Origin of the sequence: Embleya sp. NPDC050493, assembly GCF_044458105.1 — a bacterium.
In the GTDB taxonomy this organism is placed as follows: Bacteria; Actinomycetota; Actinomycetes; order Streptomycetales; family Streptomycetaceae; genus Embleya.
This window is the reverse complement of the sequence record NZ_JBITHP010000014.1, coordinates 219,313-241,063: the sequence shown is the minus strand read 5'-3', so window position 1 is coordinate 241,063 and position 21,751 is coordinate 219,313. Positions and strand designations below refer to the sequence as shown.

14 protein-coding genes and 1 pseudogene are annotated in these 21,751 nt (G+C 70.4%); 13 read left to right on the top strand and 2 right to left on the bottom strand.

Features of this window, described 5'->3' with window-relative positions; all coding sequences use genetic code 11:
• Positions 1-231: 231 nt before the first annotated feature.
• The 9 genes from ACIBM5_RS26345 (at position 232) to htpG (ending at position 8,526) form a co-directional block, all read left to right on the top strand.
• Entirely contained in the window at positions 232-915 is a 684-nt protein-coding gene (locus ACIBM5_RS26345) for a HemK2/MTQ2 family protein methyltransferase (protein WP_396009092.1), read from the top strand.
• Entirely contained in the window at positions 899-1,165 is a 267-nt protein-coding gene (locus tag ACIBM5_RS26340; RefSeq protein WP_396009091.1) for a CDGSH iron-sulfur domain-containing protein, read from the top strand. Before ACIBM5_RS26345 ends, ACIBM5_RS26340 begins: the two co-directional genes overlap by 17 nt.
• Positions 1,162-2,187, top strand: a complete 1,026-nt coding sequence (locus ACIBM5_RS26335) for an iron-containing redox enzyme family protein (RefSeq protein ID WP_396009090.1) — start codon at positions 1,162-1,164, stop codon at positions 2,185-2,187. Before ACIBM5_RS26340 ends, ACIBM5_RS26335 begins: the two co-directional genes overlap by 4 nt.
• Positions 2,188-2,351: 164 nt before the next feature.
• Positions 2,352-2,960, top strand: coding sequence for a cysteine hydrolase family protein (locus ACIBM5_RS26330; RefSeq protein WP_396009089.1), 609 nt, complete (start codon positions 2,352-2,354; stop codon positions 2,958-2,960).
• Positions 2,961-3,279: 319 nt separating this feature from the next.
• Positions 3,280-4,026 (top strand): HAD family hydrolase, encoded by a 747-nt coding sequence (locus ACIBM5_RS26325; protein ID WP_396009088.1) that lies wholly within the window; start codon positions 3,280-3,282, stop codon positions 4,024-4,026.
• 463 nt (positions 4,027-4,489) lie between these two features.
• On the top strand, positions 4,490-4,879 hold the full coding sequence (locus tag ACIBM5_RS26320; RefSeq protein WP_396009087.1) for a PRC-barrel domain-containing protein: 390 nt from the start codon (positions 4,490-4,492) through the stop codon (positions 4,877-4,879).
• A 297-nt stretch (positions 4,880-5,176) separates the two neighbouring features.
• Positions 5,177-5,569 carry an ATP-binding protein gene (locus ACIBM5_RS26315; RefSeq protein ID WP_391583362.1) on the top strand — a complete coding sequence of 131 codons (393 nt, stop codon included), beginning with the start codon at positions 5,177-5,179 and terminating at the stop codon, positions 5,567-5,569.
• Positions 5,570-5,764: 195 nt separating this feature from the next.
• Positions 5,765-6,478, top strand: a complete 714-nt coding sequence (locus ACIBM5_RS26310) for a hypothetical protein (RefSeq protein WP_396009086.1) — start codon at positions 5,765-5,767, stop codon at positions 6,476-6,478.
• Between the two features lie 110 nt (positions 6,479-6,588).
• The gene (gene htpG / locus ACIBM5_RS26305; protein WP_396009085.1) at positions 6,589-8,526 is read left to right on the top strand and encodes a molecular chaperone HtpG; all 1,938 of its coding nucleotides are present in this window, start codon (positions 6,589-6,591) and stop codon (positions 8,524-8,526) included.
• A 147-nt stretch (positions 8,527-8,673) separates the two neighbouring features.
• Here the strand turns inward: htpG and ACIBM5_RS26300 are convergent, their stop codons facing one another.
• Positions 8,674-10,197, bottom strand: a complete 1,524-nt coding sequence (locus ACIBM5_RS26300) for a glycosyl hydrolase family 18 protein (RefSeq protein ID WP_396009084.1) — start codon at positions 10,195-10,197, stop codon at positions 8,674-8,676.
• A gap of 620 nt (positions 10,198-10,817) precedes the next feature.
• Here ACIBM5_RS26300 and ACIBM5_RS26295 point away from each other — a divergent pair.
• Both ACIBM5_RS26295 and ACIBM5_RS26290 read left to right on the top strand, forming a co-directional pair.
• Positions 10,818-15,377 carry a HAMP domain-containing protein gene (locus tag ACIBM5_RS26295; protein ID WP_396009083.1) on the top strand — a complete coding sequence of 1,520 codons (4,560 nt, stop codon included), beginning with the start codon at positions 10,818-10,820 and terminating at the stop codon, positions 15,375-15,377.
• Positions 15,378-15,423: 46 nt separating this feature from the next.
• Entirely contained in the window at positions 15,424-17,898 is a 2,475-nt protein-coding gene (locus tag ACIBM5_RS26290) for a SpoIIE family protein phosphatase (RefSeq protein WP_396009082.1), read from the top strand.
• A 139-nt stretch (positions 17,899-18,037) separates the two neighbouring features.
• Here ACIBM5_RS26290 and ACIBM5_RS26285 read toward each other — a convergent pair whose 3' ends face one another.
• The gene (locus ACIBM5_RS26285) at positions 18,038-19,480 is read right to left on the bottom strand and encodes an MFS transporter (protein ID WP_396009081.1); all 1,443 of its coding nucleotides are present in this window, start codon (positions 19,478-19,480) and stop codon (positions 18,038-18,040) included.
• A 155-nt stretch (positions 19,481-19,635) separates the two neighbouring features.
• Here ACIBM5_RS26285 and ACIBM5_RS26280 point away from each other — a divergent pair, with 155 nt between their 5' ends.
• Complete coding sequence (locus ACIBM5_RS26280; RefSeq protein ID WP_396009080.1) at positions 19,636-20,541, top strand: AraC family transcriptional regulator; 906 nt, start codon at positions 19,636-19,638, stop codon at positions 20,539-20,541.
• A 136-nt stretch (positions 20,542-20,677) separates the two neighbouring features.
• Positions 20,678-21,680, top strand: a pseudogene (locus ACIBM5_RS26275) (NAD(P)/FAD-dependent oxidoreductase).
• Positions 21,681-21,751: the final 71 nt, after the last annotated feature.

The following is a 21,751-nucleotide window of genomic DNA, read 5'->3' as shown; positions in this document are numbered from 1 at the left end:
ACCTCCGTCCGGGTGGTGTGCATGAACACGGCAGGGCCGGGCAAGCGATCTTTGCCCGCGCCGAACGCCGACTCCGCCGAACCGAGCGGACGGCGACCGACGACCGTGCCTGATGCTCCCCGTCCGAGGGAGCGCCCACCCGGCGGCAGGCCGTAGTCACGGCGCCGCGACCCAATGCTCGTCACGATGGAATCGGTGATCGCCGATGCCATCGCATTGCCGGAGGCCCCCATGTCAACAATCGGTGTCACGGTTTCCCCCCTCGGCCGGATCCTCACCGCCCCGGGCGTGTACGTCCCCCAGTCGGACAGCTTCCTCCTTGCCGAGGCGATCCGCCGGGAGGGCATAGGCCCGGGCACCCGAGTCCTGGACATGTGCACCGGCAGTGGGGCCCTGGCCGTGTACGCGGCCCGGCTGGGGGCCCGGGTGACCGCCGTCGACAGCGCCAGACGCGCCGTCCTGACCACCCGCGCCAACGCGCTGCTCGCCCGCCGGCGGATCACCGTGCGACGCGGCGACCTGCTGTCGGCCGTCACCGGTCACTCCTTCGACCTGGTCGTGTGCAATCCGCCGTACGTGCCCGCGCCCCGGCCGGGCGTTCCGCAGTTCGGCGCCGCCCGGGCGTGGGACGCCGGACTTCGCGGCCGGGCGGTGGTGGACCGGCTCTGCGCGACGGTCCCCGACGTACTGCGGCCGAACGGCGTCCTGCTGATGGTGCACTCCGGCCTGTGCGACGCCGAGGCCACTCTGGACGCATTGGAACGGTCCGGCCTGCGCGCCACGATCGCCGACCGCACGAGCATCCCGTTCGGCCCGGTCCTGCGCGAGCGGCTGGACTGGCTGCGCCGCACCGGCCTGGTGGGCCCGCACGACAGTCACGAGGAATTGGTGGTCGTCCGTGCCGAAAAACGCTGACCGCCCGCGCCGGATCACCGCCGACCGCGACGGCCCCCTCCTGATCGAAGGCCCCGTGGAGGTGGCCCTTCCGAACGGAGAGGTCGTCACGTCGCGACGCTTCGTCGTCGCCATCTGCACCTGCCGGCGCAGCCGCACCTACCCGTGGTGCGACACCAGCCACCGCCCGCGCACCGGATCGGCGTGCGCGGGTCCGTCGTCGGGCGAACCGAGGACGGAAACGACCGACGACGAAGGGAGCCGCCCGTGACCGTGTCGACGCATGCCTCCCACGCCGCCCCGGCGCTGCCGCGACCGCGCGGCGCACTGTCCGCGGGCGTGATCGCCGCTTTGCACACCGGCCGAGGCCCCCTCCCGGGGCCCGACGAGGTCGCCCACGCCCATCCCTTCGGCGAGGACCTGCATCTGGCCCTGTACACGCTGTACGAGTTGCACTATCGAGGCTTCGCCGGGGTGGCCGACGATCGCGAATGGGACCCGGAGCTGCTGAGACTGCGTGCCGCCCTCGAAGAACGCTTCCACACCGCACTGCGTACGCACGTCCACGACGACCGGCGTGTGGACGACGTGCTGGCCGCGCTCCTGGTCGAACCGACGGGGGACGACGGCACCAGCGTCAGCCGGTTCCTCAGCACCCGGGGAGAACTGTGGCAGCTGCGCGAATACGCCGCGCTGCGCTCGCTGTATCACCTCAAGGAGGCCGATCCGCACGCCTGGGTCATCCCCCGCCTGCGCGGTCGGGCCAAGGCGGCGATGGTGGCCATCGAGTTCGACGAATTCGGGGCGGGCCGCGCCGAGGACGTCCACGCCCAACTGTTCGCGGAGCTGCTGGTCGACCTCGACCTGGATCCGTCGTACGGGCGGTACCTGGACGCGGCGCCCGCCAAGGTGTTGCCGACCGTGAACCTGATGTCCCTGCTCGGCTTGCACCGTGCGCTGCGCGGCGCGCTGGTCGGGCACTTCGCGTGCGTGGAGGTGACCTCCTCCCCCGGCTCCCGCCGATTGGCCCAGGCAATGCGCCGGACCGGTGCCGGACCCGCGGCCGAGCGCTTCTACGCCGAGCACGTCGAAGCCGACGCCGTCCACGAGCAGGTCGTGCGCCGCGAGGTGATCGGCGGCCTGCTCGCCGACGAACCAGACCTGGAAGCCGATGTCGTCTTCGGCATCGCCGCCACCGAGTTCCTGGAGGGCCGCCTCGGCGACCACCTCCTGACCGCGTGGCGAGCCGGACGCAGCGCCCTGCGCATGCCGCTCGACGCGTCCTCGACCTGAGCCCGACCGCTCGTCGTGCGGCCGGGCCGGCCGAAACCGGGCCGGGACGGAGCGGGACGGGACGGGACGGGTGCCGCCGTGCAGGATCGCCGCAGGCCGGGTCGTCGCGGATCGCACACTCGGCGTAGGCCGAACACTCGTCGCAGGCCGAAAGAGGTGCAGCGATGACGAAGACCGCCCTGATCGTGATCGACATGATCAACGCCTACGAGCACGAGGATGCCGAGGCCCTGATCCCATCGGTCCGCGAGACGCTGCCCGCGATCCGCGCGTTGATCGCGCGAGCCCGTGCGGCCGAGATCGATCTCGTCTACGTCAACGACAACTTCGGCCGGTGGCGCTCCCACCACGACGAGATCCTCGACATCGCGCTGCGCGGTCCGCATGCCGACCTGGTCGAGCCGATCCGGCCCGACGACACGTCGATGTTCGTGGTCAAGGCCCGCCACTCGATCTTCTATCAGACCCCACTGGAGTATCTGCTGGCCCAGCGCGGCGTGGATCGGGTGGTGCTGTGCGGACAGGTGACCGAGCAGTGTGTGCTGTATTCGGCACTGGACGCGCACATCCGACATCTTCGGGTGGCGGTGGCGCAGGACGCCGTCGCCCACATCGACGCCGAACTCGCCCGAGCGGCCCTGCGGATGATGCGCCGCAACATGCACGCCGAGGTGCGCCCATGGCGCCGACTCGACCTCGGCGAGCCCGCGCGGTCGGGTTCGGCGCCGGACGAGCCATCGGGCGGTGACCGCGTGCATTGGTCGACCGGGTGACGGTCCGCCGAGTGAAGTCCCTCCCGTGAAGGTCCGCCGGGTGCCGGCCCATCGAGTGAAGGCCCGCCGGGTGAAGGCCCGCCGGATGCGGTCCACCCGCGGGCGACGTCCGGGTGCCTCGACAGCCGTTTGCATTGCGACACGCTGACACAGCGTGGCTGGTTGATTACATAACGTATTCAACCTAACGTAATGATCGTTATGTTTCGGGCCGGCGTCGTTCGCGGACGCCCCCTTCGGGGGACGTGCCCGCACCGCCGCCTCGGGACTTCGCGCGGGCACCCTCAGGGCCCGCTCCTCTCGATCGGACGGCTCATCGATGACAGGCAACTCCCTTCTCTCCTGGACCCCGGCGGCCATCGTCTTCGATTGCGACGGGACCTTGATGGACAGCGAATGCCACTGGGTGGAGGCGCGTGAACGGGTTCTCCGTGGATATGGCATCACGGCCCCGAGCGACTTCGGCGAACGCACCAAAGGTTTGCATTTCACCGAATGCGGACGGGTCATGACCGAAGTGGCCGGCCTTGCGGCCCGACATGCCGACCGGGTGACCGGGCAACTCCTCGACGAGTTCCGCCGGTTGGTCGCAGCCGATCCCGTGACGATCCCCGGCGCGGTCGACTTCGTGGGCCTGGCCTCGCACTTCGCACCCCTTGCCGTGGCGAGCAACTGTCCCCGCGACGTGGTGGAGTCGGGACTGGCGCACGCCGGACTGCTCCACCACTTCGTCGACGTCGTGGTCCCGGACGTGGACCTGCGCCCCAAGCCCGACCCGGACGTCTACCTCGCGGCCACCCGAGCCTGTGGCGCCACCCCCGCCGTGACCCTGGCGGTGGAGGACTCGTACTGCGGCATGCTCTCCGCGACGCGCGCGGGCCTGCGCGTCCTGGGTGTGGGCCCCGACCCGCGCGACGAGGAACTGGCTCTCGCCGACCTGTGGGTGAGCACGCTGGCCGACGCCGACCTCCTGCACTGGGCCAAGACCCGCGAGAGCCTGCCGGATTCGTACGTGCCGGCGGCCGGCCGGGCGGTTCGGGCAACGGCAGCGGCCGTGGCGCGGTGACCGGGCTCTGATCGCGGTGATCGCGCCGTGATCGTGCGATGGGGGTGCCGACTCGCCCGGTGACACCGTCGCGACGGCAGCGACCCGGGGGCTTCGCATACCCATGCGAAGTCACCATGCAATCGAGAAGTTCGTGGTGCAGCCCGGCGCGACTTCGGGGTCTTCCCCCGAGTCGTGCCGGGCCGTACCGCGTTGTGCGGGGCGAATGTCGTGTCGTCGGCGCGCCCTCGACACGAGCTCCGCGCGCCGATGACGCACGCCCACCGGACCACCCGCGCCGCGCGCCGGACTCGTACGACCGGGTGCGGGCCGATCGCCCTTCCCATCGCGCCGATTCACAATGCCGGGTGTGCGGCAGAGTCGGCGGGGCAGGCGTGGGTCGAACCATTGGAACCGACGAACCCCGGATGACGGGCGATCCGTTGCCCGCTGCGGGCTTCGTCGACAACCGAGGAGACTTCCTGTGAGCACCGGCGCCAACGTTTGGGGTCACCGACCCGAGTCCGGCCACACCGCCGGCACGAGCCTGGTCGGCTACAAGGTCGACGCCACCGACGGCCACATCGGCAAGGTCGACAAGCACAACGACGACGTCGACGCGTCCTATCTCGTGGTGGACACGGGCGTGTGGATCTTCGGCAAGCACGTCCTGCTGCCCGCGGGCACGATCTCGCGCATCGACACCGAGAACAAGGTCGTGCACGTCTCGCGCACCAAGGAAGAGATCAAGAACGCGCCCGAGTTCGACAAGGACAAGCACGTCGACGACCACGAGCATCGCACTCGTATCGGCGACTACTACGGCAACACGGCGCCGGGCGCCCCGGGCGCGGGCCCTGCCGGCACCCTGTAACCGACCGGCGGTTGTGGCGCCGATGCCCGAGCCACGAACCGACAAGGCGGCATCGCCTTATGCTCCGCGCGCATGATCGCGCTCGATGGAGCGGTCGTGTTCCGGGCCTGCGCCCTCCGGATCCTTGCCGCGTGACCCACGCCCCGGGGTCCGTCGCCGCACGACGGCGACGGGCCCCGGACACGGTCGGGGCAGCAGCCGCGGTCCGGATCCGACCGCCCCGCGTTCCCGAGGGTCCCCCGATGATCGGCGCCGCAGCCCTCACCGTCATCCATCAGGATCGGCTGGAGTCCGGACATGCCCACCTCGCCCCACAACCCGTCCGCACCCCGCATGTGGACCCTGTCGAATGCCCCCGGCATCCTGGGGCAGGTCCGCGCCGCCGTCCGCGACACGCTCGATGCCTGGGGCTGGCCCCCGGAGCGCACGGACGACGTCGTGCAAGTCGTTTCGGAACTGGTGGGCAACGCTCTCCGGCACACCTGCGGCGAGGCGGAGTTGACGCTGGCCCCCGCCCCCGACGGAATCGAGATCGGGGTGACCGATCGCGCCCGCGATCTCCTCGTTCTGCAACGTCCCGCGAACGCGGACGGCGGCTACGGATTGCGCCTGCTCGACATGCTCAGCACGGGCTGGACCGTCGAACAGTACGCCACCGGCAAACACGTCCGCGCCCACATCCGACGCTGAACCCGTGCGCCCCGCGGCGCGACCGGGCGGGACGACGGCTGCGACCCCCGCCCACTCCCCCGGGGCGCGGTCACGCGAACCGCGGCGGCCTCCTCGACGCATCGACGGAGGCCGCCTGGACGTGCTTGGGGCCTCCGCCATATTGTGTCGTCGTAACGACGACACGGCACGGCGTCGCCGAGGGGATGACTTCCGATGGGGCACAAGGAGCGCGGCCCGGGGCCGACGCCCGGCGCGGCGCGCGATGGTGCCCCGGCCGTCCTGGATACCGGCGTGGTCCTGGGCTGGATCCGGGACGCGATGCGCGCGGTGCACGCGCCGAAGTGCGCACCCGATGCGCCCGGCAGCGCGTTGAGCGCGAACCAGGTGCTGGTCGCGCTCACCCTGCTGCGTGAGCTGCGCTCGGAGATAGCCGGTTGGGAACCCGATCTGATCGAGGCCGCCCGGGAGTTGGGCACCAGCTGGGCCGATCTGGCACCGGCGTTGGGGGTGGCCAGCCGCCAGGCGGCCGAACGCCGTTACCTGCGACTTCGGCCCGCCCCGGACGGCTCGCCGGCCACCGGGGACCAGCGGGTGGCCGCCGAGCGGGACAGGCGGGCCGGTGACCGTGCGGTGGCCGGCTGGGCCCGGACCAACGCGGCGAGCCTGCGGGAACTGGCCGGGCAGATCGGCGCCCTGACGGACCTGCCGGCCGGCGCCGAACCCGAACTGGCCGCGCTGCACCGGGCCCTGGATCGGGACGATGCCGCGGACCTCCTGGTGCCGCTGGCCGAGGCCGGCGGCCATTTGCAGCCCGGTCATCCGGCGCTGGCCGAGCGGGTCGGCGCCGTGGGTCGCCGCACCGCCGAGGTGCGCCGGGCCTGCGACCGGCTCCGCCGGGAAGGCAGCCGTGAACGTGCCGCCGAGTGAGGTTGCCGGAGTCCGCCGCCGGGGGACGCGCACGACGCAGGTACCGGTTCGCGGAAATTCCTCCGGAAGTATCCGTTCCATCATGTTTCATTCCGAAAGGGGACCCCAGGGTGGGTAGCAGCGTCGAAACGCTGGAATTCCAGGCCGAGACCCGTCAGTTGCTCCAGTTGGTGATCCATTCGATCTACTCGAACAAGGACATCTTCCTGCGCGAGCTGATCTCGAACGCCTCGGACGCTCTGGACAAGCTGCGGCTGGAGTCCCTGATCGACTCCGACCTCGATGTCGACACCTCCGACCTGCACATCGCCTTGGAAGTCGACAAGGACGCCCGCACGCTGACGGTTCGCGACACCGGGATCGGCATGACCCGGGACGACCTCGTGGAGCTGATCGGCACGATCGCCAAGTCCGGCACCGCCGGCCTGTTGGAGAAGCTCAAGGAGGCCAAGGAGGCCAAGGAGGCCACCGACGCGGCCACGGCGCAGAACCTGATCGGGCAGTTCGGCGTCGGCTTCTACTCGGCGTTCATGGTCGCCGACAAGGTCACCCTGCGCACCCGCAGGGCCGGCACGGACTCCGGCACGCAGTGGGAGTCGGACGGCGAGGGCACCTACGAGATCCAGGCCGTCGACGGCCTGCCGGTGGGCACTTCGGTCACCCTGCATCTCAAGGCCGCCGACAGCGAGGACGGGCTGGCCGACTATCTCGCGGAGTGGAAGATCCGCGCGATCGTGAAGCAGTACTCGGACTTCATCCGCTGGCCGATCCGGATGGCCACCGTGCGCACCGACACCGACGGCGTCACCACGCACGGAGTCGACACGCTCAACTCGATGAAGGCGCTGTGGGCCCGGCCGCGCAGCGAGGTGACCGAGGCCGAGTACCACGAGTTCTACAAGCAGATCAGCCACGACGGGCTCGACCCGGCCGAGACCATCCACATGCGGGCGGAGGGCAACTTCGAGTACGAGGCCCTGCTCTTCATCCCCTCGCAGGCCCCGTTCGACCTGTTCTCCCGCGAGTCCAAGAGCGGCGTGCAGCTGTACGTCAAGCGCGTGTTCATCATGGACGACTGCGAAGCGCTGATGCCCAACTACCTGCGCTTCGTCAAGGGCGTCGTGGACGCCCACGACCTGTCGCTGAACATCTCCCGCGAGATCCTGCAGCAGGACCGTCAGATCCGCGGCGTACGTCGGCGCCTGGTCAAGAAGGTCCTCGGCGCGATCAAGGACATGCAGGCCAAGGACGGCGAGCGCTACGCGAAGTTGTGGGCCCAGTTCGGCCGGGCGCTGAAGGAGGGCCTGCTGGAGGACACCGACAACACCGAGGCCCTGCTGGAGTTGGTGTCGGTGGCCTCCACGCACGACGCGGACAAGCCCACCACCCTGCGCGAGTACGTCGAGCGCATGAAGGACGGCCAGGACACGATCTACTACCTGACCGGCGAGACCCGCGCGATGGTGGAGAACTCGCCGCACATGGAGGCCTTCGCCGCCAAGGGGTACGAGGTGCTGATCCTCACCGACCCGGTCGACGAGGTCTGGGTCGACCAGGTCCCGGCCTTCGACGGCCACCGCCTCCAGTCCATCGCCAAGGGTCAGGTCGACCTCGACGAGCCGGCCGAGGACGGCGACGAGGAGGCCGGAGCCGAAAAGGCCAAGCGCGAGCAGGACTTCGCCGCCCTGCTGCCATGGCTGACGACGACGCTGTCCGAACAGGTGAAGCAGGTCCGGCTGTCGTCACGGCTGACCACGTCGGCGGCGTGCATCGTCGGCGACGCCCACGACATGACCCCGACCCTGGAAAAAATGTACCGGGCGATGGGGCAGGAGATGCCCTCGGTCAAGCGCATCCTGGAGCTCAACCCGACGCACCCGCTGATCACCGCGCTGCGCTCGGCGCACGCGGCGAACGCCGACGACCCCGCACTGGCGGAGATCGTCGAGCTGGTGTACGGCGGCGCACTGCTCGCCGAAGGCGGCGACCTGCCCGACCCGGCCCGCTTCACCCGGTTGCTCACCGACCACCTGGCCCGCGGCCTGTGACGCCCTCGGTGCGACCCGCCGCGGCCCGAAGGGCCCGGCGGGTCGCACCCCGCAGACCCGGGTCCTGATCCGGGTGATGCCCGGCAGGTGGCCTGCCGGGCATCACGCGATGCGACGTGGGCGTGCGTCACGTCAGGGACGACGGATTCAGCAGGCTCCGAGGTCCTGCCACACACCCCACTGGCCGGTGGTGCCGGGCGTCTCGCCCAGCGTCCACCACTTGGCCTTCCAGGTGTGACCCTGGTGCGAGACCTGCTGTCCGCCGGTGTAGACCGTGCCCGACGCCCACGCGGGGGCCGTGCACTGGTGGCCGTTTCCACCGGTGATGGTCAAGGCGTAGGTCGCGCTGTGACTCCCGGAGGCGGCGGTTCCGGTCACGGTGATGTTGTACGTGCCCGAGACGGCCGCCGCGGTGGTGTTGACGGTGAGTGTCGAGGAGCCGCCCGCCGTCACCGAGGTGGGGCTGAGCGAGGCGGTGACACCCGTCGGGGCGCCGCTGACGGTCAGGTTCACCGTCTGCGCGGCTCCGGTCGTCACCGCGGTCGAGATCGTCGAGGTGGTCGAGGCGCCGGCGACGACGGACCCGGAGGCGGGGGTCGCCTTGACCGAGAAGTCGTTGGTCGGCGTCGTGGTGCCGCCCGTGAAGGGCTCGAAGATGTGGCTGAAGTCCCAGGTGTTCTGGGCGATGCCGGAGCAGTTGTCCGCGGCCGGCTGGTTCGGGCAGTTGCCGTTGTCGCGCTGGAGGGCCCAGAACGAAAGGGTGTTGATGCCCTTGGCGACGGCCCAGTTGTAGACCTGGCGGGCGTTGGCGAGGGTGAACGTCTCGGCCGGCCCGAAGTCGTCGACGCCGATCATCTCGGTGACACCGATCATGCCCCACAGCTGCGCGGGGGTCTTGCTCGGGTACAGCTGCGCGAGCGTGTTGTACAGGCCCTGCGCCGCGGTCTCCGTGTCGTTGGCCATGTTGTGCGTGGCGTTGTCGTAGTAGTCGAACGTCATGATGTTGACGACGTCGACCTTGGTGCCGTTGGCGACAGCGTTGCGCAGCAGGGCCACGCCGTTGGGTGCCAGACCGCTGGTGGTGGTGGGCAGCGTGTAGGAGATCTCGATCTTGCGCCCGTTGGCCGCGGCCCAGTCCTGGACCTGCTTGATGGCCTTGTTCCGCCGGTCGATGCCCGCCGTGTTGTCGAGCGCGTCGATCTCGATGTCCATGTCGAGCCGCGTGATGTCGTAGGTCGTGATCACCTTCTCGTACACGGCGGCGATCTGGTTGACATCGGTACAACTGTCGGCGATCTCGGTGCCGGTGGTGTCGGCCGTGTAGCCGCCGAACGAGGGGATCACGTCCCCGCCGTTGGCCTGGATGGTCTTGATGTCGGCACCGAACGTCGAGGAGGCGATCGGCATGCTGCTGTCGCCGTTCCAGTACGCCGTGCAGGAACCCTTGGTCGCCGTCTGGAGGAAGGCCATGGTCAGGTGCTTGGCGCCGGATTGGGCGGCCAGCGCGGCGGGGCTGTCGCCGGTCCACGCCTCGAAGTAGGGGGCGAAGACGTGGCTCGGGAGTGGGGTCGCGGCCTGGGCGGGGCCACCGCCCATCACGGTCAGGCTCACCGCCGCTGCGGCGGTGACGGTCGCGGCTACGGCCGCGCGGAATGTACGCAAGAGTCGCATGTGCGTCCAGTCTGTAAGCAGGGGACGGACCGCCGATTCGCGTGGCACGGCGGCATGGGGTATGAGACAGCCCGGCACGCGCAGAAGTCAATGGTCTGGACCAAAGTGGACTAGACCATTAACTTTCGAGGAAAAGGTTTACCGGGCAAGGGAGTTGCTCGACGCGGCGAACGGCGCCGCCGCTCGATTTCGTCGGCCGGCCCGAAACCGTCGATCCGGCCGCGTCGATCCCGACGGGGACCGTCGATCCCGGCCCGCGACGGGCGATTTCCGGCCGGCCGTGGCTCCGCCGTCTCCACGCGCGCATGTGCGACGCCCCGGCCGCGCCCGAAGCACACCCGCGTCGCCGGGCGGCACCCCACCACCTGGGAACACACGTGGGCGGACGCCGACCGAGCCCGGGTCACGGCCGTCGGCCACCACCGACGGAGTTCGCCCGCGGGTGATCGAGGTGTGAATCCCGCCCTGGGGCCCACACCGCGGGCACAGGCTGGATAGGCTGAAACGCTTTTGTCGACAGGCAGGGTCTCGCGTCCCTCTCTTTCCGCGAACTCCTCCCGGCACCGGGGTGGATGGTGTTGATCGTCGGGCGACCGGCGGTCGAGAAAAGGTTGTGGTGCATGACTGGTACGCCGGACGTCGGTACATCGCCCGCTCCGCGGGGGCGCGCCGCTCGCGCCGCCGCAACGGCCGACGACGCGGAACTGCGACAGCTCCTGGCCGGGTTGACGGCGGTGCGCGACGGTGATTTCCGAACCCGGTTGCCCGACGCCGGGACGGGTGTGCTGGGCGAGATCGCCGTGGTGTTCAACGGCATGGTCGACCAGTTGGCGCTGTTCACCTCCGAGGTGACCCGGGTCGCGCGCGAGGTCGGGGCCGAGGGCACGTTGGGCGGGCAGGCGCAGGTTCCGGGGGTCTCGGGCACGTGGGCCGACCTGACGGATTCGGTCAACGCGATGGCGGGAAACCTCACCACGCAGGTGCGCGACATCGCGCAGGTCGCCACGGCGGTGGCCCGGGGAGATCTGTCGCAGAAGATCGACGTGGACGCGCGTGGGGAGATCCTGGAGCTGAAGGAGACCGTCAACACGATGGTCGACCAGCTCTCCGCCTTCGCCGACGAGGTCACCCGGGTCGCCCGCGAGGTCGGCAGCGAGGGCCGGTTGGGCGGACAGGCCCAGGTGCCGGGCGTGGGCGGGGTCTGGCGGGATCTGACCGACTCGGTCAACTTCATGGCCGGCAACCTCACCGATCAGGTGCGCAACGTCGCCCAGGTGACGACGGCGGTGGCTCGCGGTGACCTGTCGCAGAAGATCACGGTGGACGCGCGCGGCGAGATCCTGGAACTGAAGAACACCATCAACACGATGGTCGACCAGCTCTCGTCGTTCGCCGACGAGGTCACCCGGATGGCCCGCGAGGTGGGCACCGACGGGCGGTTGGGCGGACAGGCGGACGTCAAGGGCGTCTCGGGCACCTGGCGGGACCTGACCGACTCGGTCAACTTCATGGCCGGGAACCTGACCGCCCAGGTGCGGTCGATCGCGCAGGTGGCCACCGCGGTGGCGCGCGGCGATCTGTCGCAGAAGATCCGGGTGGACGCGCGTGGCGAGATCCTGGAACTGAAGGAGACCATCAACACGATGGTCGACCAACTCTCCGCCTTCGCCGACGAGGTCACCCGCGTCGCCCGCGAAGTGGGCACCGACGGGCGGCTGGGCGGACAGGCCGACGTCAAGGGCGTCTCGGGCACCTGGAAGGACCTGACCGAGTCCGTCAACGTGATGGCGGACAACCTGACCGCCCAGGTGCGGTCGATCGCCCAGGTGACCACCGCCGTGGCGCAGGGCGATCTGTCGCAGAAGATCCGGGTGGACGCGCGTGGCGAGATCCTGGAACTGAAGGAGACCATCAACACGATGGTCGACCAACTCTCCGCCTTCGCCGACGAGGTCACCCGCGTCGCCCGCGAAGTGGGCACCGAGGGAAATCTCGGTGGGCAGGCTACGGTGCGCGGCGCGTCGGGCACGTGGAAGGACCTGACCGACAACGTCAACGTGATGGCGTCCAATCTGACCGGTCAGGTGCGATCGATCGCGCAGGTGGCCACGGCCGTGGCGCGCGGCGACCTGTCGCGGAAGATCACCGTCGAGGCCAAGGGCGAGGTCGCCGCGCTCGCCGAGGTGATCAACACCATGGTCGACACGTTGTCCGCGTTCGCCGACGAGGTCACCCGGGTTGCTCGGGAGGTGGGCACCGAGGGAATCCTGGGAGGCCAGGCGCGGGTACCGAATGTGGCGGGCACGTGGAAGGACCTCACCGACAACGTCAACTCGATGGCGAACAACCTCACCGGTCAGGTGCGCAACATCGCGCTGGTGACCACCGCGGTGGCCAACGGTGATCTGTCCAAGAAGATCGACGTCGACGCGCGTGGCGAGATCCTGGAACTCAAGACCACCATCAACACGATGGTCGACCAGTTGTCGTCGTTCGCGGCGGAGGTCACCCGAGTGGCCCGCGAGGTGGGCAGCGAGGGCCGGTTGGGCGGTCAGGCCGAGGTGGAGGGCGTCTCGGGCACGTGGAAGCGGCTCACCGAGAACGTCAACGAGCTCGCCGGGAACCTGACCCGGCAGGTGCGCGCGATCGCCGAGGTGGCCAGCGCGGTGGCCGAGGGCGACCTGACGCGTTCGATCACCGTCGACGCCTCCGGGGAGGTGGCCGAGCTCAAGGACAACATCAACGCCATGGTCGGGTCCCTGCGGGAGACCACCCGGGCCAACGAGGATCAGGACTGGCTCAAGTCGAACCTGGCCCGGGTCTCGGGTCTGATGCAGGGTCACCGCGACCTGGCGGTGGTGGCCGAGTTGGTGATGGACGAACTCACTCCGCTGGTCTGCGCACAGTACGGGGCGTTCTACCTCGCCGAGGAGGGCGAGGCGGGCACGGCGCTGGGCCTGATCGGCTCGTACGGTCTGCCGCTCCCGCGTGACGCCGCCGAGCGCATCCCGCTGGGGCGTTCCCTGGTGGGCCAGGCCGCCCGCAGCCGTCGCATCATCGCCGTGGACGATCTCCCGGCCGACTACGTGGTCTCCTCGGGGTTGGGGCAGACCGTGCCGAACGCGTTGATCGTGCTGCCCATCGTGGTCGAGGAGCAGGTGTTGGGGGTGATCGAGTTGGCGTCGGTCACCCCGTTCACGACCGTCCATCGGGACTTCCTCGAACAGCTGATGGAGACCGTGGGCGTCAACGTCAACACGATCGTCGCCAATGCCCGAACCGACGAACTCTTGGACGAGTCCCAGCGGTTGACGGGCGAGCTGCGGGTGCGTTCGGAGGAGTTGCAGAACCGGCAGGAGGAACTGCAGCGCTCGAACGAGGAATTGGAGGAGAAGGCCACGCTGCTGGCCTCCCAGAACCGTGACATCGAGGCCAAGAACCTGCAGATCGAGCAGGCTCGGCAGGAACTGGAGGATCGGGCGAGGCAGTTGACGCTCGCCTCCAAGTACAAATCCGAGTTCCTGGCCAACATGAGCCACGAGTTGCGGACCCCGCTGAACAGTCTGCTCATCCTGGCCCAGCTGCTGGCACAGAACCCGAGCCGCAACCTCAGCCCCAAGCAGGTCGAGTACGCGGGCATCATCCACTCCGCCGGGTCGGACCTGCTCCAGTTGATCAACGACATCCTGGACCTGTCGAAGGTCGAGGCGGGGAAGATGGACGTGCACACCGAGCGGGTGTCGGTGCGGCGACTGCTCGACTACGTCGAGGCCACGTTCCGTCCGATGACCACGCAAAAGAGCCTCGCGTTCGAGATCACCACCGCGCCCGGGGTGCCGACCGATCTGCTGACCGACGACTCGCGGTTGCGTCAGGTGTTGCGCAACCTGCTCTCCAATGCCGTCAAGTTCACCGACCGCGGCGGTATCGAACTGCGTATCGAACCGGCCGCCGACCACGAGGTCCCGGCGATCGTCCACCGGGGCGGCGCCGTGGTGGCGTTCCGCGTCAAGGACACCGGGGCGGGCATCGCCGAGCATCAACTGGAGACCATTTTCGGCGCATTCCAGCAGGCCGACGGCACCACCAGCCGCAGATACGGCGGCACCGGTCTGGGGTTGTCCATCAGCCGGGAGATCGCCCATCTGCTCGGTGGCGCGATCACCGCGGAGAGCCTCCCCGGGCAGGGCAGCGTCTTCACCCTGCACCTGCCCGTGGTGCACGCCGCCTCCGAGACCCGATCGGCCCCGGAGGAGACACCGCACCCGGCCGACCGCGACACCCCCCGCCGGCCGGTGCCGCCGGTCGAGCAGCCGGCGCACCGGCGCGTACTCGTGGTCGAGGAACAACCGCACGGCTTGCTGAGCCTGGTCGCCCAGAGCGCGGTGGCCGACCTCGCCGCCGGCGCCCACGACGGCGGGACGCGGCCCGGCGCCGACGTGTTGACCGTCATCGACGCACAGGAGGCGGCCGCGGCCCTGGCCGCCGAAGCGTGTCACTGCATCGTCTTGGACCTGGGTATGCCGGGGGGCCAGGCCCTGAGCCTGCTGGAGGCGCTGGACGCCGACTCCGCCTCCGCGAACGTGCCGGTCCTGGGCCACAACAGCAGGCGCCTGCCCCAGGACCAGGAGCGCGCGCTGCAGTCACGCGCCGAGGTGCAACCCCTGGAGCTGCTCTCCGGGCTGGACGAACTCCGCGAACGCATCGCACTGCACCTGTCCGCGGAACAGCCCGGCGACGTGCTCCCGCTGGTCCGCGTCGCGGAACCGACCCACCTCGCGCCCTCCCCGATCGACGAAACCCTCGCGGGACGCACCGTGCTGGTGGTCGACGACGACCCCCGCAACCTCTACGCCCTCAGCGGCATCCTCGAATTGCACTCCATCCGAGTCCTGCACGCCGAGAACGGTCGCCAGGGCATCGCCGCCCTGCTGGCGCACCCCGAGGTGGACCTGGTCCTGATGGACGTGATGATGCCCGAAATGGACGGCTACGCGGCCACCGCGGAGATCCGCGGCATGCCCCGGTACGCCGACCTGCCCATCGTGATCGTCACCGCCAAGGCCATGCCCGGCGACCGGGAGAAGAGCCTGGCCTCGGGGGCCAGCGGCTACGTCACCAAACCCGTGGACACCGACGACCTGCTCACCGTGCTGAACCATCACCTCGTGTCGCGCTGAGCCACGCCGGCACTCCCACGCCCGCCCACGAGAAGCCGAGCACACGATGAGCACCGACCCGCCGCGAGACCGGGCGTCCGACCCGGGCCCCGATGCGCCGCAGCCCCATCCGGACGTCCCGGCGGGCCGACGGTCGCAGGACGCTCACGATCACCCGCCCACCGCCGGGACGAAGGGCCGGCGGCAATGGCAGTCCCTCTCCGCGGTGGGACGACTGGCCGCGACCGTCGAGCGCCTGCACCGCGAGGTCAAGGCCGCCCAGGCAGCCGCCGACGGCCGGGCGCTGATCGAACTCGCCAAGGGCATCCTGGTCGAGCGCCTGCGCTGCAGCCCCACCCAGGCCGCCCGTCAACTCACCGCGCTCGCCGAGCGGGCCGGCGTATCCGAGATGGAACTCGCGGCCGACATCGTCAACCGCACCGCCGCCGACCGCCTGACCGAGGCCGCCCGCGACTTCGTCACCGAAACCGGCCGGCCCACTCCACCCGACCCCGACCCGGTGGGCATGCGACTGCGCACGGCGGAGAGCGGCGCGTGGGCCGCCACCGACACCGAGGCCGTCGCCCGCTCGCTGCTCGAACACGCCCTGGCACCGCTGGGCGCCACCGCCGTCGCCGTCTGGGCCGTCACCTCCGACGGGTCGCTGACCCTGGCCGGCAGCGCCGGATTCACCGAGCACGAGGCCACCCGATGGCGCCACGTCCCGCCCGGCGTCGCCACCGTGGCCCGCCGTGCGCTGACCGATCTGGACTGGGTCTGGATTCCCACATTGGCCGAGGCCGGTGTTCCCTCCATCGGGCAACACCACCTCACCGGCGCCCGCGCCGCCGTGCCCGCCGGCACCGGGGGGCGCGTCCACGGCATCCTGGAAATCTGCTGGCCGCACACCCTGCCCGCACAGCCCGCCCGGATCCGACGCCAGATCGAGGCACTGGCCGAACTGAGCGCCCACACGCTGGAGGTGCGTTCGCCGAATCGGACCGCGGCCGCGTCCCGCCCGGCCGCCCCCGGACCGGTCGAACTCGTCGACATCGCCGACTGCCTGCACGACTCCGCCATGGTCCTGGTGCCCCATCTCGACGGGGAGGGACGCCTCGCCGACTTCCGTGTCCATCACACCAACCGACGCTTCGTGGATCCCGCCGGCCGACCCGCGGGCCTCGTCTCGGGTTCGCTCCTGTTGGAGGCCTACCCGCTGGCCGCGAATCCCGGTGGCCTGTACGACATCATCGAACGCGTCTACGCCACGGGAGAGCCCTACCGCGCCGAACGCGTGACCCTGACCGCACTCGTCGACCAGGTGCCCCTCGACGCGACCGCCGATGTGGCCGCCACTCGTCAGGGCGACGCCGTCCTGGTCATCTGGCGCATCGAACACGCCAGCGCCCGCCTGGCGAACCTCCTCCAGCACGCCCAACGGCTGGGCCGCATAGGGGGTTTCGAAGAGGACGTCCGCACCGGGCGGATCGCCTGGAGCGAATCCCTGTTCGCCCTGCACGGGCTTCCGTACACGGCCGCCCCCATCGCCCTCCGGGACCTGCCCCTGCGCGCGCACCCCGACGACGGCGTCGCACTCGACCGTTTCCTGCGCACCCTGCTGCACCATCACCGCAACGCCACGGTCGCCTTCCGCCTCGAACGCGTCGACGGCGTGACCCGACGCATCCGCATCATCGCCGAACCCGTCCTGGACAGCCACGGGCGGCTGACCGCGGTACGCGGGGCCTACCAGGACGTCTCGGCCCAACATTGGACGGAGGTCGCCCTCGCCGTCACCCGCGACCGACTCGCCCACTCCGAGCAGCAGGCCACCGAACACGACCGCCTGGCAAGGCAGTTGCAGCACGCCATCATGCCGCCGACGCACACGCCACCGGCCGTCACGGGCCTGAACGTCGCCGTCCGCTACCGACCCGCCGCATCCGACGCCGCCGTCGGCGGCGACTGGTACGACGTGGTGATCCTGCCCTCCGATCACATCCTGCTGTGCGTGGGCGACGTCGCCGGCCACGGCATCGACGCCGCCACCAGCATGATCGTGCTGCGCAACGCACTGCGCGGCCTGGCGATCACCGGAGCCGGACCCGCCCAACTCCTCGCCTGGTTGAACATGGTCGCCCACCACTTGACGGACCGCGTCACCGCCACGGCCGTGTGCGGCCTTTACGATCCGACCACACGCATCATGCGCTGGGCCCGCGCCGGCCACCTGCCCCCGGTGCTGATCCGCGCCCACCAGGCGCAGACCCTGCCGCTGTTGGAGGGCCCGCTGTTGGGCGCCTTCGCCGACGTGATCTACGACGAGGACGAGGTCCGCCTGGCCGCCGACGACACCCTGCTGATGTACACGGACGGCCTCATCGAACGCAGGGACCGCTCCCTACAGGAGTCCCTGGAACAACTCCTGATCACCGCCCGCACCGACGCCGCCACGGTCGAGGACCGCCTCGATCGAATCCTCACCCACAGCCGAGCCGACACCGACGACGACACGTGCATCATCGGTCTCCAGGTCACCTGAACGCGGGCACCGCCCCCGCCGATCGCGACCCGGCGGTTCATCGGACGGGCCCAGGCCGTGTCCGGTGGATCCTGGTGGATGAGGTCGCGTCGTCCGGTGCCGTGGCTCGGCGTGCCGGAGAAGCAGCCGCATGGTGGTTCTATTCGGCTGTTTCTCCGGTGCGGCGAGACGAGCGCAGCGAGGAGCCCGAAGGGCGGATGCCGGGCGGCGCGGCCCCACCAGGATCCGCCGGACACGGCCTGGCGGGCGTCTCCTGCTCCGGGACCGCCGGGCCGGGTGTATCCGGATCGCTCTTCGGGTGCCGCTCGCCCGGATCGTGGTTCTCGTAGGCGTCATAGCGCCAGAACGGGCGGACGGCGAGGCTGCCGAGGATGACCAGGACGATGCAGAGCATGGCGCTGCCCGACCAGGCGATGCCGAGGGTCGTGGCCGCCGCCATGGCTCCCGCGCGCAGGTCGCCCAGGCGGGGGCCGCCGGCCACCACGACGGTGAAGACGCCCTGCATGCGGCCGCGCATCTCGTCCGGAGCCCAGGTCTGCAGGATCGTCTGCCGGTAGACCGCGCTGACCAGGTCGGCGGCGCCGGCGAGCATGAGGAGGACGACGGCGAGCCAGAGTGCGTGGGTGAAGCCGGCCAGCGTGATGGCGGCTGCCCAGCCGACCACCGCGAGGGTGAGCGCGACGCCCTGGCGTCGCACGCCCGCGATCCATCCGCTGCACAACCCGGCCAGCAGGGATCCGATGGCGACCGCCGAGTACAGCAGGCCGATTCCGCCGTGGAAGCGGGTGGCGGCGGCCTCGGGGAAGAGGGCGTTCGGCATCGCCAGCACCATGGCGGCGATGTCCACGCCGAACGACATCAGGAGCACCGGGCTGCCGCCGATGAAGCGAAGGCCCTCCAGCACGGCGGACACTCCCCTTCCGGCCGCGGCCCCCGCCGGTTTGATCGCGGGCAGCCGGAACGTCGAGTAGAGGGAGACGGTGAACAACACCGCGTCGGCGCCGTAGGCATAGGCGAACCCGTGCGGGAAGGTGAGGAGAACACCCGCGACGAGCGGCCCCAGGATCTGGCCGATGTTGTTCACCGTGAAGCTCAGCGTGTTGGCCGCGGGAATCATCTCGTACGGCACGATCCGCGGGATGATGGCGCCGCGCGCCGAGGAGGCCGTGGCGAAGCCGGCTCCCTGGACGGCGACCAGGACCAGCAGAAGGATCTCGGACCGGGCGTTCAGGAGCGTCTGGGCGAGCAGCGCGATCGTCACCGCCCAGGTCACGAGCGACGACCACAGGCACAGCAGCCGACGGTCGACCACGTCGGCGATGGCACCGCCGTACAGGCCGAACACCACGATGGGCACGAATCCGGCGAGTCCGGCCAGGCCCACGTACAACGACGAGTGCGTCATCGAATAGATCTGGACCGGGACGGTGACCTCGGTGACCATCGTTCCCACCAGCGAGGCGCCCTGACCGAACAGGACGCGCCGATAGGCCGGGACGGCAAGCGGTCGCGTGTCCACGGCCGCGCGGCGCAACCGGGCGAGCAGGCCCGCGGGCGGCTTCGGCTCGGTCGACACCGTCACCGGGCTGCCGTTCCGAACGTCGTCCCGTGGCGGGCGAGTGGTCCCGGCCATGGGCAGGAACGATGCCGTCGGCTACGCGAAACCCCCGGTGCTGTGCTCATGACGTCACGCTGTCATGAGGCCCTGATGGCTTGCTTCCATTAATCTGCCTACTTGTGTCGCAGAACCGCCATCACCTGTCGAACGCGCCCTCGACGGCCCACGCCCACGCCGCCGGCGACTTCATCGACCGCCATCGGCACGACTACCACCAACTCATCTACGTCAGCTCAGGGGTTTTCGCCATCCGGACCGAGCAGGGCGCCTGGGTGGCGTGCCCGGATCGTGCCGTCTGGATGCCGGCGAAGATGTGGCACGAGCACCGCGTCTACGGGCACAGCTCCGTGCACACCCTCGGCTTTGCCTCGGGCGACGCCCCTCTGGCCGTCGACTCGCCCACGGTTCTGGCCGTGGACGGGCTGCTTCGTGAGCTCTTCATCGCCTGTACCGAACCGGACCTGCCGGCAACGGAGTTGCAGCGGCTGCGGGCGGTGCTGAACGATCGGCTGCGCCGGGCCCACGTCCGCCCGCTGACCCTGCCGACGGCGCGGGACCCGCGCCTTGCCCACGCCTGCCGGGTGGTCGAGGACGATCTGAGCCGGCCCCGAACCATTGCCTGGCTGGCCCGCCACGTCGGCGTCGGGGAGCGGACCCTCACCCGGCTCTTCCGCACCGAGTTCGGCACGACCTATCCCCGGTGGCGTACCAACACCCGGGTCTTCCACGCCATGATCCAACTCGCCGAGGGCGCCACCGTCACCGCAACGGCCCGCCGCTGCGGCTGGGCCACGACCAGCGCGTTCATCGACACGTTCGCCCAGACCATGGGCCGGACACCCGGCGCGTACCGGAGTACGGCCCATCGCCCGGCCACGACCGGCCCGTCGACACGGGAGTCGGCCGCAGGATCGTCCGCGGCCGACGTCCCGAGCCGAGCCGTGCCCATCCGCGGCAAAGGCACGGAGGCGGTCGACCACACCCTCCCCGAACATGACCGGCAGAGCGTGGGGATCGAGCGGTAGCCCACGCCTCGATCCGCCTGCCCGAGTCGTCGCGCTCGGTGGCACCCGACGACGACCGCGATCGCCGATCGTCTCCTCGTTGCCGAAACGGCATGAAGGTTTGCCGTGGGCTCGGTGGCGTCGCAAGGTGGTCCGCATGAGCGAGAACACGTTGGTGCGGACGAATGATCGAGTGTGGGACGTCGTGGTGGTCGGGGGTGGTGCGGCGGGACTGTCGGCCGCGCTGACCCTGGCGCGGGTGCGCCGGTCGGTGCTGGTGATCGACGCGGGCGAGCCGCGCAACGCTCCGGCCGCTGCGGCGCACGGCTTCCTGTCGCGGGACGGGATCGCGCCGCTGGAACTGCTGCGGCTGGGGCGGGAGGAGGTCACCTCCTACGGTGGGCGCGTCGAGTCCGGCCGCGTCTCGGGGGTGCGCCGCGAGGGCGCGCACCTGGTGGTGACGACCGAGGACGGCGTCCGGGCCCGGGGCGCGGCGCCTGTTGGTCACCACGGGGCTGGTGGACGAGCTGCCCGACGTCCCCGGGCTCGCGGAGTTGTGGGGACGCGACGTGTTGCACTGCCCGTACTGCCACGGGTGGGAGGTGCGTGATGCGGCGGTCGGCGTACTGGCCACCGGTCCGGCGGCGATCCATCAGGCGCTGATGTTCCGGCAGTTGACGTCCGACGTGACGTTGTTCCTGCACACCGGCGGCGATCCGACCGACGAGCAGTGGGAACAACTGGCCGCACTCGACATCGACGTGGTCGACGGCGAGGTCCGCGCCCTGGAGGTCGACGACCGGGGCCGGCTGGCGCGCGTACGTCTGGCCTCGGGCGAGTCGGTCGCGGCGGACGCCCTCGTGGTGGCGCCGCGGTTCGTGGCACGCGCCGGCTTCCTCGCCGAGCTGGGCCTCGCGGTGCACGAACATCCGATGGGCGTGGGCGTACAACTGGTCGTCGAGCCGGGCGGGTTCACCGGCGTCGAGGGAGTGTGGGCGGCGGGCAACGTCACGGACCTGATGGCCTCCGTCCCGGTCGCCGCGGCGTCGGGGGTGCAGACCGCAGCGGCGATCAACATGGACCTGATCGGCGCAGACGCGGAGGCCGCGGTCACCGCCCGCGCCGGCGAGGCGGCGCAGACGGCGGCGAGGGAAGCCTAGCCGGCCGGGGGAAACCAGGTCGGTCACCGAGGAGCGGGCGGAGGCGTCCGGCCGAGACGTGGATCCACTCG

Bases quoted from the DNA above. Each gene is read 5' to 3' on its own strand.
- ACIBM5_RS26345 (WP_396009092.1), top strand. From the start codon at position 232: ATGTCAACAATCGGTGTCACGGTTTCCCCCCTCGGCCGGATCCTCACC.
- ACIBM5_RS26290 (WP_396009082.1), top strand. From the start codon at position 15,424: ATGAGCACCGACCCGCCGCGAGACCGGGCGTCCGACCCGGGCCCCGAT.
- ACIBM5_RS26310 (WP_396009086.1), top strand. From the start codon at position 5,765: ATGGGGCACAAGGAGCGCGGCCCGGGGCCGACGCCCGGCGCGGCGCGC.
- ACIBM5_RS26325 (WP_396009088.1), top strand. From the start codon at position 3,280: ATGACAGGCAACTCCCTTCTCTCCTGGACCCCGGCGGCCATCGTCTTC.
- ACIBM5_RS26300 (WP_396009084.1), bottom strand. From the start codon at position 10,197: ATGCGACTCTTGCGTACATTCCGCGCGGCCGTAGCCGCGACCGTCACC.
- ACIBM5_RS26295 (WP_396009083.1), top strand. From the start codon at position 10,818: ATGACTGGTACGCCGGACGTCGGTACATCGCCCGCTCCGCGGGGGCGC.
- ACIBM5_RS26330 (WP_396009089.1), top strand. From the start codon at position 2,352: ATGACGAAGACCGCCCTGATCGTGATCGACATGATCAACGCCTACGAG.
- ACIBM5_RS26315 (WP_391583362.1), top strand. From the start codon at position 5,177: ATGCCCACCTCGCCCCACAACCCGTCCGCACCCCGCATGTGGACCCTG.